The sequence below is a fragment of the Vibrio sp. SCP2 genome (assembly GCF_059295395.1).
Genome location: NZ_JCAFVV010000001.1, coordinates 668,597 through 683,509 on the forward strand (window position 1 = coordinate 668,597; position 14,913 = coordinate 683,509).

A 14,913-nucleotide genomic window follows, 5' to 3' on the forward strand; every position below is an offset into this window, starting at 1 on the left:
AACGTGACGCCAAAGGGCCACTCCGATAAGGACATAACGAGGAAGCTATGAAAGCCAAAAAACTAATCGCACTAAGTACCATCGCTGCTGCGCTACTGACTAGCAACGCGATAGCTAAACCCTTTCCTGCTGGGACACAGCTCGCAGATAAACAAGAGATTGTGTTAAACAACGGAGCAGAAGTCACCTCTATTGACCCTGCAAAACAAGCGGCAGAGCCTGCATTTAATCTAGGACGAGACCTGTTTGAAGGTCTTACAATCCAAGATAAACAAGGCAAAACCATTCCAGGTATCGCAGAGAGTTGGCAGGCTAATGATAACAACACTGTCTATACCTTTAAGCTGCGTGAGTCTCAATGGTCAAATGGCGAGCCTTTGACTGCGCACGATTTCGTTTATAGCTGGAAACGCTTAATCAATCCCGAGACCGCTTCTCCGTACGCATGGTTTGCTGCGATTCCGGGCATAAAAAACTCAAACAAGATTATGAAGGGTGAAGCATCGGCAGATACCTTAGGTGTGCGTGCTGTTGACGACTATACCTTTGAGGTAACGTTAGAAAAGCCTGTGCCTTTTTTCATCAAACTGCTTAGCCACCCTGTACTCGCCCCTGTTCATCAGGCAACGGTAGAAAAGCATGGCAACGCTTGGACACAGCCCGAAAACATCGTGACCAACGGCGCGTTCACCGTTTCAAGTTGGAAAGTCAATGAGAAGATGGTGATGGCGAAAAACGCCCACTACTGGGACGCAGATAATGTCGTACTAGAGAAAATTACTTGGTTACCGATTGGTGATGCTAACGTCGCACTAAACCGCTACCTTGCAGGAGAAATTGATCAAGCACTCTCGATTCCAGCGGCGCAGAAAAGCAAACTCCTTAAGAAATACCCAGAACAAGTCGCTGATACCAGTGCCTCTTTAGGATCGACTTTCTACTACTTGAACACACAAAAAGGGCCAACCAAAGATTTACGCGTTCGTCAGGCTCTATCATTTGCGATTGACCGCAAAATCATTACCAAGGCGATTGCTAAGAATGGCGGCATCCCTATGTTCACTTTGGTGCCACCGCAAACCGATGGCTTTAAAACTCATACGCCAACCTTCGCAACTTGGGATCAAGCTAAGCGAGATTCTCAAGCTAAAGCGCTGCTTGCAGACGCGGGGTACAGCAAGAGCAACCCACTTAAGCTGACCTTCACTGTCCCTACCTTCTCTAAAGATGTGAAGATGGCCACCGCAATGGCTGGTATGTGGAAGAGCAAACTGGGTGCACAAATCGAAATCAAACAGCTAGAGCCTAAGGTCTTTTACGCACTTAAAGATCCGGGCAACATCAGCCGTGGTGGTTGGACTGCCGACTACAATGAAGCTTCGACTTGGTTAGATATCTTTGTCTCAACCGGCGAGTACAACGACTCAAAATACAACAATCCAGAGTATGACCGCCTGATGGCTGAGTCTAAGAGCTTAAGTGACCCTTCAGCTGAATATATTGCCGCAGAGAAACTTCTAATCGAGGACATGGCGATCATTCCAATGTATCGCAATGGCAACGACCAATACCTGATCAAGGAGTATGTCGGTGGATTCGAGCGCACCAATCCTGAGTCGTCATACTACCGCAAGAATGTTTACGTAAAGGCCCACTAATTGGGACGGTTTGCCCGCTACTCATCGGTAGCGGGCTTTTTTGAACGAAAGGATGCGTCATGTTGCTGTATATTCTCCGTCGCTTGCTTATCGCAGTGCCCACACTACTGTTCATCGCCTTGGTTTCTTTTTGGCTGATGCATATTGCCCCGGGCGGCCCATTTGATATGGAAAGGCCGATGCCAGAAGTGGTACGCGCCAATATTGAAGCCAAATTTCACCTTAACGAACCTTTTATTGTTCAGTTTTTTATCTACATTGGGAACTTCATACAGGGCGACCTTGGCCCTAGCTTCGTTTATCAAGACTTTAGTGTCACCGAACTTGTCGCGCAATCATGGCCTGTTTCAGCTGTGTTGGGCGTAATTTCTTTTTGTATTTCCGTCCCGCTAGGCATGGTTCTAGGCACCATAGCCGCGCTCAATCGCAATGGAAAACTCGACTACTTACTTATGTCGCTTTCAATGACAGGAGTTGTGATTCCAGCGTTCGTCTTGGCGCCTGTGCTTGTGACTATTTTCTCCATCCATTTAGGCTGGCTACCCGCAGGCGGATGGGAAGGCGGACAAGCTTCGTTTTTGATTTTACCTGTACTTAGTTTAGCGATTGGCTCAGTAGCAAGTATCGCTAGGGTCATGCGCGGTGCAATGATTGAGACGCTCAACCAACCTTATATACGCACAGCAAAAGCAAAGGGGCTGTCCACCAGCTACATCCTATTTCATCACGCTCTTCGCCCTTCACTCATACCAATTGTCGCGATGCTCGGCCCGAGCTTTGTTGCCGTTGTCACTGGCTCGGTGATCATCGATATCTTCTTTAGTACCGGAGGTATGGGGCAACACTTCGTCTCTGGAGCACTCAACCGAGATTACGGCTTAGTCATGGGCATCACCCTGATTGTCGCCTCTCTTACCATCTTGTTTAACTTGGTGGTCGACATTCTCTACACCGTCATCGACCCGCGCATTCGTGTTTAGGAGGTAACCAATGTTAACCAAACGTATTGACGCCCAGGAGCTAGCAGATCAAGTAAGCTCTCAAGTTGAAGCGGTTGAAGGGCGTAGCTTATGGCAAGACGCTTGGACTCGCTTTCGTAAGAACCGTGCCGCAATGACATCCATTTATGTGCTGATGTTTATCGTCTTGTGTATCACGTTCGGCCCACAGCTTGCTGCCTTCGGTCACGATGAAATTGATTGGAACGTAGTTGCTGACCCTTATGAATTAGGCAAACCTTCGCTCAGTTCAGGGCACTACTTTGGTACCGATGATTTAGGCCAAGATATCTTCGCCCGCACCATGCAGGGAGGCAGGCTCTCGATCATGGTTGGCTTTATGGGGGCACTGGTCGCGGTGGTGATTGGAACTGCTTGGGGAGCCTTATCTGGTTATCTTGGTGGCATCGTTGATAGCACTATGATGCGCATTATAGAAGTGCTCGACTCCGTCCCATTTATGTTTCTGGTCATCCTATTCGTTACCCTATTTGGCAACAATATCTACCTGATCTTTGTTGTGATCGGCATGGTCTCTTGGCTCGGCATTGCTAGGGTCGTACGCGGCGTCACATTCAGTATCAAGAAAAGGGAGTTTATCGAAGCAGCCCATTCTATCGGTGTGTCTCGATTGACCATAGTGCGCCGTCACGTGTTACCCAATGTACTGGGCATTGTGATGGTTTACTCCTCACTCATGGTACCCGGGTTCATTATGTTTGAGTCCTTCTTAAGCTTTTTGGGGCTGGGCGTTCAACCACCCGATACCAGTTGGGGCATCTTAATCGCTGAGGGCGCGAAAACAATAGATGTCGCCCTTTGGCAATTGGTGTTCCCTTCAATATTCCTTGTTGCCACCTTGTTCTGTTTTAACTTTATCGGTGATGGTCTGCGTGACGCACTCGATCCAAAAGATCGCTAAGGAGTAGTGATGAGTATTCTCTCGATTAACCAGATGAATGTGCGCTTCCAAACCCCTGATGGTTTAGTGCAAGCGGTCAGTGATTTGTCCTATAGCATAAACAAGGGCGAAACCTTGGGCATTGTCGGCGAGTCCGGCTCGGGCAAAAGCCAATCGGTTTTTGCTCTGATGGGCCTAACTGCTGACAACGGTTTGGTCAGCGGTGAAGCCAATTTCCACGGTGAAAACCTACTTTCGATGTCAAAAAGCCAACTCAATCATATTCGTGCAGAAAAGATTGGCATGATCTTTCAAGATCCGATGACCTCACTTAACCCGTTTATGAAAATTGGTAAGCAACTTGCCGAAGTTTTGATGATTCATAAAGGCATGTCACGTAAAGAAGCCGATAAAGAAGCCATTGCGATGCTTGATGCGGTAAGGATTCCATCAGCGGCCACAAGGATGGCGCAGTATCCGCATGAAATGTCCGGCGGCATGCGTCAACGAGTAATGATTGCAATGGCATTGCTGTGCAAACCTGAACTACTGATCGCGGATGAACCGACCACCGCACTGGATGTTACGGTACAAGCGCAAATTTTGACTCTATTGCGTGAGCTGCAAGCAGAATTCAACACCGCCATTCTGCTTATTACCCATGATATGGGCGTGGTCGCGGAAATGTGTGATCGAGTCTTAGTCATGTATGGCGGTCGTAAAATGGAAGAGGCGGATACGGAGTCAATATTCGCCACCCCTTCTCATCCGTACACACAAGGTCTTCTCAAAGCAATTCCTTCAATCAGTGAAGATATGGATCGCCTGCCTACCATACCCGGCAATCCCCCTAGTGCACTGATTCACAACAAAGGCTGCCCTTTTAAAGAACGTTGCAACGAGTATCGGGCAGAGTGCAGTGCGCAAATGCCGCCATTTAGAGCGCTCTCTACGAGCCAAGGGTTAGCTTGCCATGTCAATGCCCCCGCTTCCATCACATCCATTGCGCGTTCAGCTTAGGAGGTAACATGAACCAACCAGAAGTTTTACTTTCAGCGCGTGATCTAAAAGTTCACTTCGCAATCAATAAACACATATTGCCAAGTAAACGCAAAGTGGTGAAAGCCGTCGATGGTATCGACTTAGAAGTGTTCCGCGGAGAAACGTTAGGCATTGTCGGTGAGTCTGGGTGCGGAAAATCAACCCTAGCACGAGCACTGCTTCGCCTGATAGAACCGACGGGGGGCGAGCTCTCATGGAAGGGGCAAGATATGCGCGGGTTTGGTAAACAAGAGCTAGCGAACAAACGTCGTGAGTTTCAAATGGTGTTTCAAGATCCTTCTGCCTGTTTGAATCCTCGTCTGACGATCTCCGAATGTATCGCTGAACCCCTACTGACTCATGAACCCCATTTAAGCCGCCAAGAGGTAGAAAGTCGCGTTATCGCAATGATGGATAAAGTGGGCTTACTTGCGAGCCAGCGAAATCGCTATCCGCACGAGTTCTCGGGCGGTCAATGTCAACGCGTAGGCATCGCACGTGCTCTGATCCTCAAACCCGACTTAGTGGTGTGCGATGAACCTGTCAGCGCCCTTGATGTATCGATACAAGCGCAGGTGATTAATCTTCTTGATGATTTAAAACAAGAGATGGGGTTAACACTGGTCATGATCGCCCACGACCTAAGTGTAGTAAGACACATAAGCGATCGTGTCATGGTGATGTATTTAGGCAAACCGATGGAAGTTGGGCGCTACGATAAGGTTTTCGATGACGCCCAGCACCCATACACTAAGGCCTTACTATCTGCTGTTCCTATCGCTCACCCAACACTCGCTCGCAATCGTGATATTCAATTACTGCCTGGCGATCTTCCATCACCGCTCAATCCACCAAGTGGATGCGTGTTTCGTACCCGTTGCCCAAGTGCCACTGATTTATGTGGCCAACAAAAACCGACTCGAAGTGGTTTGCCAGACCACCACATTTTCTGTACTCATACTTTGCTAGGAAGCCAACCATTATGACTTTAACCACTGTTCCACAACGACTTAACGCTTTACGAGACGGCATGCAAGAACATAATTTTGATGCTTATATCGTTACCAATAATGACCCGCATGCCAGTGAATACTCCGCCGATTACTGGTTGGCAAGACAATGGATATCAGGCTTTACTGGCTCTGCTGGCGACGTGGTGGTGACCAAAGATAGCGGCGGGCTTTGGACAGATGGACGCTACTACATTCAAGGAGCCGAACAAATCGAAGGCTCTGGTTTATCGCTGTTTAAAGCACGCCTATCCGAGACGCCAACAATTGCGCAATGGTTAGCTCAAACCTTGCCAGAAAACGCGACGGTAGGTGTCGATGGTCGCAGTATCAGTAAGCAATTTTTTGATGAGCTTACTAGCGCATTCGCAGACAAATCGATTCGAGTGGTACTAGAACACGATCTTATTTCCCCCATTTGGCATGATCGACCATCGCGACCGACAGCACCTGTTTTTAACCATCCAATAGAAGTTGCAGGGCTAACATGTGGCGAAAAAGTCGCTCAGATTCATCAATACCTTAATGATGAAAAAGCCGATGCGCTATTGATTTCAACGCTAGACGACGTGATGTGGACGCTTAACATTCGTGGAGGCGATACCACCTATTGCCCGATATCTGAGGGCTACTTACTTGTCGATAAGCAAAGTTGTCGTTTGTTTATTGATAATCGAAAGCTCGCTCAGCAAGTTGTCGCCGCACTTGAAGAATCTCAGGTTCATATCCATGATTACGAGCACCTTAGCACAGCGTTAAACCTTATCGAAAAAGGCGCTAGGGTCATTTATACCGCTAAAAACTGTGACAGCCTGTTAGCAAGCCAGATCAAATCTGAGCTCTGTCTAATTGACCGCCCATGCCCTGTCACGCTAATGAAAGCCCAAAAGAATTCAACCGAACTTGCAAGTATGGAAGAGACCTTGCGCCAAGATGGCGTAGCGGTCGTGAAATTCATGCAATGGCTAGATGAACAAGTACCCAGTGGCAAAGTCACCGAGTTAAATGCCGAGCAACAGTTAATGGGCTACCGCAAGCAGATTGACGGCTATTTAGGCGAAAGCTTTAGAACCATCGCGGGGTTTGCTGAGCATGGCGCTAAGATGCACTACGCGGCAGACGAAACGAGCTGCTACCAAGTCGATGAAAGCCATTTCTTCCTTGTCGATTCGGGTGGGCAATATCCAGGTGGTACCACAGACATCACTCGCACCTTCCACTTTGGCAACCCTTCAGCACAAGAAAGAAAGGACTACACCTTAGTGCTAAAGGCTGTCATACGCCTAACACAAACTCGCTTTATGAAAGGCTCGACTGGAGCCAATCTCGATATCATGGCGCGCGGCGTGTTGTGGCAGCATGGTATCGACTATAAATGTGGTACGGGTCATGGTGTCGGCGTATGTTTGAATGTTCATGAAGGGCCGCAAAACTTTTCGCAAAACCCTGCCGAAGTCGCCCTTAGACCGGGTATGGTAATAACTAATGAGCCCGGTGTTTACCGCGAAGGTGTGCATGGAGTACGGATTGAAAACATCATGAAGGTGATCGAGTTAGAAGAGAACGAATTTGGCACTTTCTATGGCTTTAAGACCATAACCCTCGCGCCAATCGCGACCAAGATGATCGATAAATCGATGCTGGATAGCAGTGATATTGAATGGCTCAACAACTACCATCAGCAGTGTTGGAGTAAGCTCTCACCAGACCTCGATGAGCAAGGAAAAGTTTGGTTAGAGAAAGCCACGCAGGCGATCTAACCTCATAAAGTCACTCTGCCAGATACACCATGATGTATCTGGCAGAATCAATAGGTTTTGTTGAAGCGTTACTTTCGTGAACGACCGCCGCGCGAAGAACGGGCTTTATGCGCCGAGGCCGCCTTTGCTTGTGAATTCAATATTGATTCAACGGTCAGTTCCATCGGCTCTTTTGGTTTAAGGCCATGTGGGAAAGTGCGCGCGCGCGGAGGTAAATCATACTCTTCACTAGACGCTCTAGGCATACGCTTAAAACGGTACAGATAAAAGTTTTCTACTTTCTCTCGCGCCCAGTCGGTTTTCTTTAAGTATTTGACACTACTAGCAATCGAAGGGTTGGTGTGGAAGCAGTTGAAGCGCATTGCGGTATCTAAAATATCCCAACCATAAAAGTCTACTAACTCTTGTAGCAAAGTCTCTAATTTCAGGCCGTGTAGAGGGTTATTTTGTTGTAGTTCAATTCTTTCTTCATCGGTCATCATATTGAGATCCTAGGTGTCTTACTAATTGCAGCGAGTTAAATAGCCAGTGTTGCTCATACCCTGATGGATAAGTGTCCAAATAGTAAGGACAACAACACTTGGTGGCGCGGATTCTAGCAGAGTTAATCTTGCTTCCCTATTCTTATTATCAACTAGGCAAGCTTTCTTCTTCTCTTAACGTCAGCACTTCATACCCACTACTAGTGACCAACACTGTATGCTCTGATTGAGCAGACAGCTTTTTGTCTCGGGTTATCACCGTCCAGCCATCTTTCTTAGTCTTGGTTTTCTCGGTACCTTGGTTAACCATGGGCTCAATGGTAAACACCATGCCTTCTTTTAGCAGCAAACCGGTATCGCGAATACCATAATGAAGCACTTGCGGCTCTTCATGCATTTCTCGACCAATGCCGTGACCACAGTACTCTCTTACTATGCTGTAGCCGTAAGTCTCTGCATAGCTTTGAATGGCATGGCCAATATCACCAAGACGCGCTCCTGGCTTGACTTGCTTGATCCCCTGCCACATCGCTTCATAAGTCACTTTGACTAACTTTCGCGCCAGTGGGTTTGCATCAGGCATCACATACATTTTGCTTGAGTCAGTGATAAAGCCACCTTTCTCTAGCGTAATATCCAGATTGATAATGTCGGTACTTTTTAGGATTTGGCTCGCTTTAGGCACACCATGACAAACTACTTCATTCAACGAAGTATTGAGGACGTACTGGTAATCATACTGCCCTTTGCTGGCAGGTCTCGCCTGTAGCTCATTGACAATAAAATCTTCAACTCGGTTATTAATGTCCATAGTTGAAATACCCGGCTTCACGTAGTCATCCAGCATTTGAAACACCTTAGCCAACAACTTGCCGGAGGTGCGCATCAATTCAATCTCGCTTTCTGACTTAATCGCTACATTACTGTTCATTAGCAACGCCTTCTGTCGCAGAAACATTGGTCACTGACACTTCTGCCGATTTCATTAAATCTGCCACCAAGTCATTGAAAGAGAGCTGAGGATGCAGCTCAGCAAGCATACCAATCTTGATCCAGAACTCTGCCTGCGAGTTGATCGAGCGCGCCATCACAGAGCTCGCTTTTCTGAGCTCTTCATGCAACTCATCTGAAATCTTAACAATACCCATAAAATACACTTTATATATAAAACGTATATTTATTGTATATGCTGCGTTTAAAGGATCAAGCGCTTTTCGGATCCTCTTTATCTCGCCTTGTCTCACAACAGCTTCCGGCGAGGCTAACGCTTTGCTTAATCAAGCTTTCTGCTTTTCAGCATTCACTCGTCATCTCTGGAGATCACTGCTTTAATTATAAAAGTCAGCTATTGACAATTTTATTTAGATCACAAAAGCACTACCTTGGTATTGTATTGGTATTACATTTTGAAATACCATCAATGCGTACCCTACAGTACCTAAGGACATAAAATGAAATCTACTAACATCAAACTATCATTCATGATGTTCATTGAATGGTTTATATGGGGCGCTTGGTTCGTCCCCTTATGGCAAATTCTAAATACCAACGGATTTACTCCTACTGAGATTGCCTGGTCTTATGCGTGTACTGCGATTGCCGCTATTTTGTCGCCGATCCTTGTTGGCTCAATTACTGATCGCTTTTTCCCAGCGCAGAAAGTACTTTCCGTGATGCTTTTAGCGGGTGCAGGACTGATGTACCTAGCAGCACAACAAACTGAGTTCTCAACCTTTTTCCCGCTGCTACTCGGTTACTCACTCACTTATATGCCAACCATCGCGCTGACCAACAGTATCGCTTTCTCAAACGTTGATGACGTTGAACGCGACTTCCCACGCATACGTGTTATGGGCACAATTGGTTGGATTGCGTCTGGTATCGCTATCGGCTTCTTACCATCTTGGTTAGGTTATGGTGATATCTCGTCAAGCAACATCCCACTGATCATCACGGCTCTAAGCTCAGCATTACTTGGTGTATTTGCTTTAACACTACCTAACACACCACCAAAAAGTACTGGCAAGCTGAATCTAAAAGTTATGCTTGGGCTTGATGCCATGGTGCTTCTAAAAGATCGTAACTTCCTTGCTTTCTTTGTTTGCTCTTTCATGTTTAGCATGCCTTTGGCTTTCTATTACATCTTCGCAAATGGATTCTTAACTGAAGTTGGTATGAGCAACGCCACGGGTTGGATGACGCTAGGCCAGTTCTCTGAAATCTTCTTCATGCTCGCATTACCTTTCTTTACCAAGCGATTTGGTATTAAAAAGGTACTATTACTTGGTCTCTTTACTGCAGCAATCCGCTACGGATTCTTTGTCTACGGCAGTGCAGAAGCTTGGTACCTATACTCACTGCTATTTTTGGGCATTCTACTGCATGGGGTTAGTTACGACTTCTACTTCGTTACGGCGTACATTTATGTCGATAAGAAAGCGCCAGCGCATATGCGAACAGCCGCTCAAGGCCTTATCACCCTTGGCTGTCAAGGTATAGGCAGCTTGCTAGGCTACCGTCTCGGGGGAGTATTGATGGAAAAAATGTTCGCTTATGACACGCCACAAGACGGATTGACCTTTAACTGGGCAGGCATGTGGGGATTCGGTGGCCTGATGATCGCCGTCATCCTAGTCATCTTCATGTATTTCTTCCGTGAACCAAACGGTGAGATCAAACCGATTAAGATTGACTCTCAAAGCGACGAATCCAATACCCAGCAAAAAGCACAAGCTTAATAAATTTCCTGCTCAGACATAGCCCCACAACGGTTTCTGAGCAGGCTCTTCAACCTCAATTTTTGGTAAGTAAAATGACGATTACAAAACAAGATAAAATTCTCGGTGCTTTTTATGGTCAGGCATTAGGTGACTCGATGGGAATGCCGTCTGAGTTGTGGCCACGTAGTCGAGTAAAAGCCCATTTTGGTTGGATTGATCGTTTTCTCGATGGCCCACAAGAAAATAATGCCGCCTGTTACTTTGAAGCATGCCAGTTCACCGACGATACCAATATGGCGCTAGCCCTAGCCGATGCGATTATCGAATGTGATGGTGAAATTGTTCCTGAAGTGATTGCTCGCAACGTTCTAACGTGGGCAGAAGGGTTTGATGCCTTCAACAAGAACATTTTCGGCCCTAGTTCAAAAGCTGCGATGCGCGCGATTAAAGATGGTGTGGCGATCAGCGAACTTGAAAACAATGGCGTAACCAATGGCGCAGCAATGCGCGTCTCTCCTATGGGGTGCCTGATGCCTACGGTAAGCCTTGACGACTTTATCAGTGAGGTTGCATTGGCATCTAGCCCAACTCATAAATCAGATGTCGCTATCTCAGGTGCCGTCGCAATTGCATGGGCGATTTCTAAAGCCATTGAAGGTTCGAGTTGGTCTTCCATTAAAGATCAGCTGCCTGCCATTGCTATTGCAGCTCAAACTAAAAATGTCACCACTTTCAGTGCTTCAATGGGAGCGCGTATCGAACTAGCGCTAAATATTGCTAGCGAGCCTTCTGGTATAGAGGAACGAATGGAGAAAATCTATAACCTAGTAGGTGCAGGAGTAAGTACCATAGAGTCCGTGCCTGCGGCGATTGCAATGGTCGAGCTAGCACAAACTGACCCTAACCGTTGCGCGATTTTATGTGCTAACTTGGGTGGTGACACTGACACGATCGGTGCGATGGCAACCGCTATCTGTGGCGCTTTGCATGGCATTCAGGCTATTGACCCTATGCTTAGAAAACAGCTCGATGACAAAAATCAACTCGACTTTGAAGAGTACGCTCGTAAGTTCAGAGTATTAAGAGAAAGTAAGGAGCAAGTCTATGCCTCATAATGCTCTAATCAACCTGATACCTAGCTTGAGTAATCGGCGTCAACTGTGCCTAATTGGTGCAGCCGTCGTCGACATCGTAACTGAAACTCCCGCCCTTCCGCAGCGCGGTGGTGATGTTGAAATGCAGGAAAAGGGCATGCATGTCGGAGGATGCGCACTGAACATCGCTATTGCGGTCAATCGACTTGGAATTCGATCAACCAATGCCCTACCTATTGGACAAGGGCGATGGGCAGATTTGATTCGTAACGCCATGCTAGAAAAAGGGATAAGCTCTGATCTCCAAGATAACAGCGGCGATAATGGTTGGTGTTTGGCACTCGTAGAGCCTGATGGCGAGCGAACCTTTCTCTCTGTCAGCGGTGTTGAGAATAATTGGAATCAGCAGGTGCTTGATACGCTTAACCTAGACGCTGACGCCATCATCTATCTTTCTGGTTATCAACTGGCTTCACAATGCGGCGAAACGATCGTTGATTGGCTTGAAACCTTGCCAAGCAGTAGCCAACTCTTTATCGACTTCGGCCCACGAATCAACGATATAGAACCCAAGATCATGGAGCGTCTTCTGGCGCTGAAGCCGATCGTTTCGTTGAATCGGCAAGAAGCACAACACTTAGGAATGGATGTTAGCCAAGAGTTTGTCGAGCAGTGGTACTCTCGTTACCAATGCCCTCTAATCCTGCGAATGGACAGTGATGGGGCTCTGTTCAGCAATCGTGACGCTTATGGCACTGTCGCTCCTTTCGCTGCACAAGTGGTTGATACGATAGGTGCTGGCGATACCCATGCTGGCGGTGTACTCGCGGGTCTTAGCTCTGGTTGGGATTTTGCTGATGCAGTCTTACTGGGCAATGCCGTTGCTTCATACGTCGTCAGCCATGCCGGCGGCGATTGCGCCCCCGACGGCAAACAGCTTTCAAGCTATCTAGCTCAATACGCTTAAATCTCTGAAATCGCAAAGTTACTGAGGCTTAACTATACGTTAAGCCTCTTAGGGCACATCCATTTTACCTATTTACTATCCCAGACATTATGAAATCTAGAGCGAACACCATTCTCGCCGCTGGATGCGGCATCAATTTGTGCATCGGCGTACTATATACATGGAGTGTGTTTAAAAATGCCCTTATTGAAATGGGTTGGACACATACTGAAGCTTCTCTGCCCTATACGATCACCATTGTGACTCTATCGTTAGCACTGCTTGCCGCAGGCAGAATTCAAGACCAGTGTGGCCCAAAAAAGATCTTGATGGTCGGCACTTTTATCGCTGGTGGCGGAATGATGGTATCTGGGCTTTCACTTACGCCACTCAATCTCAGCTTAAGCTTTGGGGCGCTGACAGGCACAGGAATTGGTTTTGCTTACGCCTGCCTTAACCCAACAGCGATGAAATGGTTTCATCCTTCAAAGAAAGGGATGGTCAATGGTGTCCTCGCGACCGCGTTCGGACTCGCCGCACTCTACCTTGCGCCTCTTACGACTTTTTTAATCAGCCAGTATGGTTTATCGGCTAGTTTACAAATCTTGGGGGCAGGATTGCTGCTCATTGCTTTTCCATTGGCGTGCTCATTCGGCAATCCACCAGCGGACTATAGTCCACCAGCCAGACAAGCAACAAACGCCACGAAAAGCGAAAGATCTCAAACCAATATTGCATGGAGAGAAATGCTCGCAGGACGTTCATTTTACTTCCTTTGGTTTGCTTACGCTTTTGCAGCTGCAGCCGGGTTAATGGTTATCGCAAACATCACCTCTATCGCCACTCACCAAGCCAATATATTCGATGGTGCATATTTGGTTATCGCCTTAGCAATATTCAACTCAGGCGGCCGCTTGGCGGCAGGGTTACTCAGTGACAAAATCGGCGCAGTGAAAACCTTGGCATTGGCAATGGGGCTGCAAACCATCAACATGCTGCTGTTTACTCAATATGATACTTCACTAACTCTCATCATTGGTGCCGGATTAGCAGGAATTGGCTACGGTACTTTGCTTGCTGTTTTCCCATCAGTAATGGCAGATCTTTATGGGCTCAAACACTTCGGTACTAACTACGGCATTCTCTACACTTCTTGGGGAATGGGTGGTTTTATTGGCCCTGTACTCGCCGCATGGTCAATCGATAGCTTCGGTTCCTATGACCTTTCATACTTAATTTGTGCAGGGCTCGTGCTCATCGCTTGCCTACTAGTCTGGCAAGTAAAACCCCGCTCACAAGGTGTTGTCATCGCACAAGTCTCATAACGCTCTAAAAAGCGAGTGGGGATACGCCCACTCCTTTGCACAGCTCTTCATATCGGTAGAGCAAATCGGCTATAATCGCCAGATCACTGATAACAAAAAGAAACTCATGACTACGTATCAACCTCTGATTTCGCTGATCAAAAAGCGCATCGAACAAGGCGATAAATCTCCGTTGTACATCAAAATTGCTGAATCGGTTAAAAGTGCCACAGAGCAAGACATTCTCAGCGGTGGAGACTTTATACCAACAGAGCGCGAGTTTAGTGAGTTGCTCAGTGTCTCAAGGATTACGGTTCGTAAAGCATTAGACCTACTTGATAAAGATGGGGTCATCATCCGCTCACGAGGATTAGGCACCAAGATCAGTGAAACCGTCGAATATTCAGGTAAAGAAGCCGCGGGCTTTTCTCAACAGGTGGTGTTGAAGGGCAAAAAACCCGACACATTGTGGATTAAAAAAGACATTGTCCCTTGCTCTAGTGAGATTGCAGAAACGCTCAATATAAACCAAGGAGATGAGGTTTTTATTCTTAAGCGCGTTCGTTATATCGATGATCAGGCAGTCTCCATCGAAGAATCTTATGTACCAGCAGAACTCATCCACAACCCAGACGAAATTCAGCTATCGCTCTACGATTATTTCCGTAGCCAAGACATTATGCCGTCTAAAACGAAAAGTCGCGTTTCGGCCATCATGCCGACTGAAGAATCTTTAGAAAAGCTCCATATCGACGAAAAGACCCCAGTCCTGCTGATTGAACAAACCGCTTACGACAAATCAGCCAGACCGATTGAGTACAGCATCAACCATTGCCGAGGCGACTTGTACGTGTTCGTCAGTGAGTAAGTTGAGCTAAAACTTCACCGTTTCAATTGTTTAAACTGTTACTGCTCTCTGCTTGCTTTCATCCTTACCGACTGTTACGTTGTGAGGATGAAAGAATTTAAAACCTCTCACATCAACCTTTTCTGGTGGCG

Annotated in this window: 14 protein-coding genes; 11 read left to right on the forward strand and 3 right to left on the reverse strand. The window is 47.0% G+C overall.

Annotated features, from left to right (window positions below):
- Nucleotides 1-47: 47 nt before the first annotated feature.
- From AC5O63_RS03225 to AC5O63_RS03250, 6 genes are read left to right on the forward strand one after another with little or no spacing between them, the layout of a single operon-like run.
- On the forward strand, nucleotides 48-1,658 hold the full coding sequence (locus AC5O63_RS03225; protein WP_494503901.1) for a peptide ABC transporter substrate-binding protein: 1,611 nt from the start codon (nucleotides 48-50) through the stop codon (nucleotides 1,656-1,658).
- 59 nt (nucleotides 1,659-1,717) lie between these two features.
- Nucleotides 1,718-2,638: an oligopeptide ABC transporter permease OppB gene (oppB, locus tag AC5O63_RS03230; RefSeq protein ID WP_171320612.1), complete on the forward strand. Its 921-nt coding sequence runs from the start codon at nucleotides 1,718-1,720 to the stop codon at nucleotides 2,636-2,638.
- A 10-nt stretch (nucleotides 2,639-2,648) separates the two neighbouring features.
- Nucleotides 2,649-3,578: an ABC transporter permease subunit gene (locus AC5O63_RS03235; protein ID WP_239824078.1), complete on the forward strand. Its 930-nt coding sequence runs from the start codon at nucleotides 2,649-2,651 to the stop codon at nucleotides 3,576-3,578.
- Nucleotides 3,579-3,587: 9 nt separating this feature from the next.
- Nucleotides 3,588-4,577 carry an ABC transporter ATP-binding protein gene (locus AC5O63_RS03240; protein ID WP_239824077.1) on the forward strand — a complete coding sequence of 330 codons (990 nt, stop codon included), beginning with the start codon at nucleotides 3,588-3,590 and terminating at the stop codon, nucleotides 4,575-4,577.
- 8 nt (nucleotides 4,578-4,585) lie between these two features.
- Complete coding sequence (locus tag AC5O63_RS03245) at nucleotides 4,586-5,584, forward strand: ABC transporter ATP-binding protein (RefSeq protein ID WP_494503902.1); 999 nt, start codon at nucleotides 4,586-4,588, stop codon at nucleotides 5,582-5,584.
- Complete coding sequence (locus AC5O63_RS03250) at nucleotides 5,581-7,368, forward strand: aminopeptidase P family protein (protein WP_494503903.1); 1,788 nt, start codon at nucleotides 5,581-5,583, stop codon at nucleotides 7,366-7,368. Before AC5O63_RS03245 ends, AC5O63_RS03250 begins: the two co-directional genes overlap by 4 nt.
- Nucleotides 7,369-7,436: 68 nt before the next feature.
- Here AC5O63_RS03250 and AC5O63_RS03255 read toward each other — a convergent pair whose 3' ends face one another.
- The 3 genes from AC5O63_RS03255 to AC5O63_RS03265 all read right to left on the reverse strand — a co-directional run bounded on the left by AC5O63_RS03255 (nucleotide 7,437) and on the right by AC5O63_RS03265 (nucleotide 8,998).
- Nucleotides 7,437-7,850 (reverse strand): VF530 family protein, encoded by a 414-nt coding sequence (locus AC5O63_RS03255; protein ID WP_004743668.1) that lies wholly within the window; start codon nucleotides 7,848-7,850, stop codon nucleotides 7,437-7,439.
- Between the two features lie 148 nt (nucleotides 7,851-7,998).
- A complete protein-coding gene (gene map, locus AC5O63_RS03260; RefSeq protein WP_494503904.1) occupies nucleotides 7,999-8,781 on the reverse strand; it encodes a type I methionyl aminopeptidase in 783 nt (260 codons plus the stop codon).
- Nucleotides 8,771-8,998 carry a ParD-like family protein gene (locus tag AC5O63_RS03265; RefSeq protein ID WP_004743666.1) on the reverse strand — a complete coding sequence of 76 codons (228 nt, stop codon included), beginning with the start codon at nucleotides 8,996-8,998 and terminating at the stop codon, nucleotides 8,771-8,773. Before AC5O63_RS03265 ends, map begins: the two co-directional genes overlap by 11 nt.
- Before the next feature lie 303 nt (nucleotides 8,999-9,301).
- Between AC5O63_RS03265 and AC5O63_RS03270 the strand changes: the two genes are divergently transcribed.
- From AC5O63_RS03270 to AC5O63_RS03290, 5 genes are all read left to right on the forward strand, one after another.
- Nucleotides 9,302-10,588: a nucleoside permease gene (locus tag AC5O63_RS03270; protein ID WP_004743665.1), complete on the forward strand. Its 1,287-nt coding sequence runs from the start codon at nucleotides 9,302-9,304 to the stop codon at nucleotides 10,586-10,588.
- A gap of 74 nt (nucleotides 10,589-10,662) precedes the next feature.
- A complete protein-coding gene (locus AC5O63_RS03275) occupies nucleotides 10,663-11,685 on the forward strand; it encodes an ADP-ribosylglycohydrolase family protein (protein WP_494503905.1) in 1,023 nt (340 codons plus the stop codon).
- Entirely contained in the window at nucleotides 11,675-12,631 is a 957-nt protein-coding gene (locus AC5O63_RS03280; RefSeq protein ID WP_494503906.1) for a PfkB family carbohydrate kinase, read from the forward strand. Before AC5O63_RS03275 ends, AC5O63_RS03280 begins: the two co-directional genes overlap by 11 nt.
- Before the next feature lie 89 nt (nucleotides 12,632-12,720).
- A complete protein-coding gene (locus tag AC5O63_RS03285) occupies nucleotides 12,721-13,935 on the forward strand; it encodes an L-lactate MFS transporter (protein ID WP_494503907.1) in 1,215 nt (404 codons plus the stop codon).
- A 106-nt stretch (nucleotides 13,936-14,041) separates the two neighbouring features.
- The gene (locus tag AC5O63_RS03290) at nucleotides 14,042-14,782 is read left to right on the forward strand and encodes a GntR family transcriptional regulator (RefSeq protein WP_171320603.1); all 741 of its coding nucleotides are present in this window, start codon (nucleotides 14,042-14,044) and stop codon (nucleotides 14,780-14,782) included.
- Nucleotides 14,783-14,913: the final 131 nt, after the last annotated feature.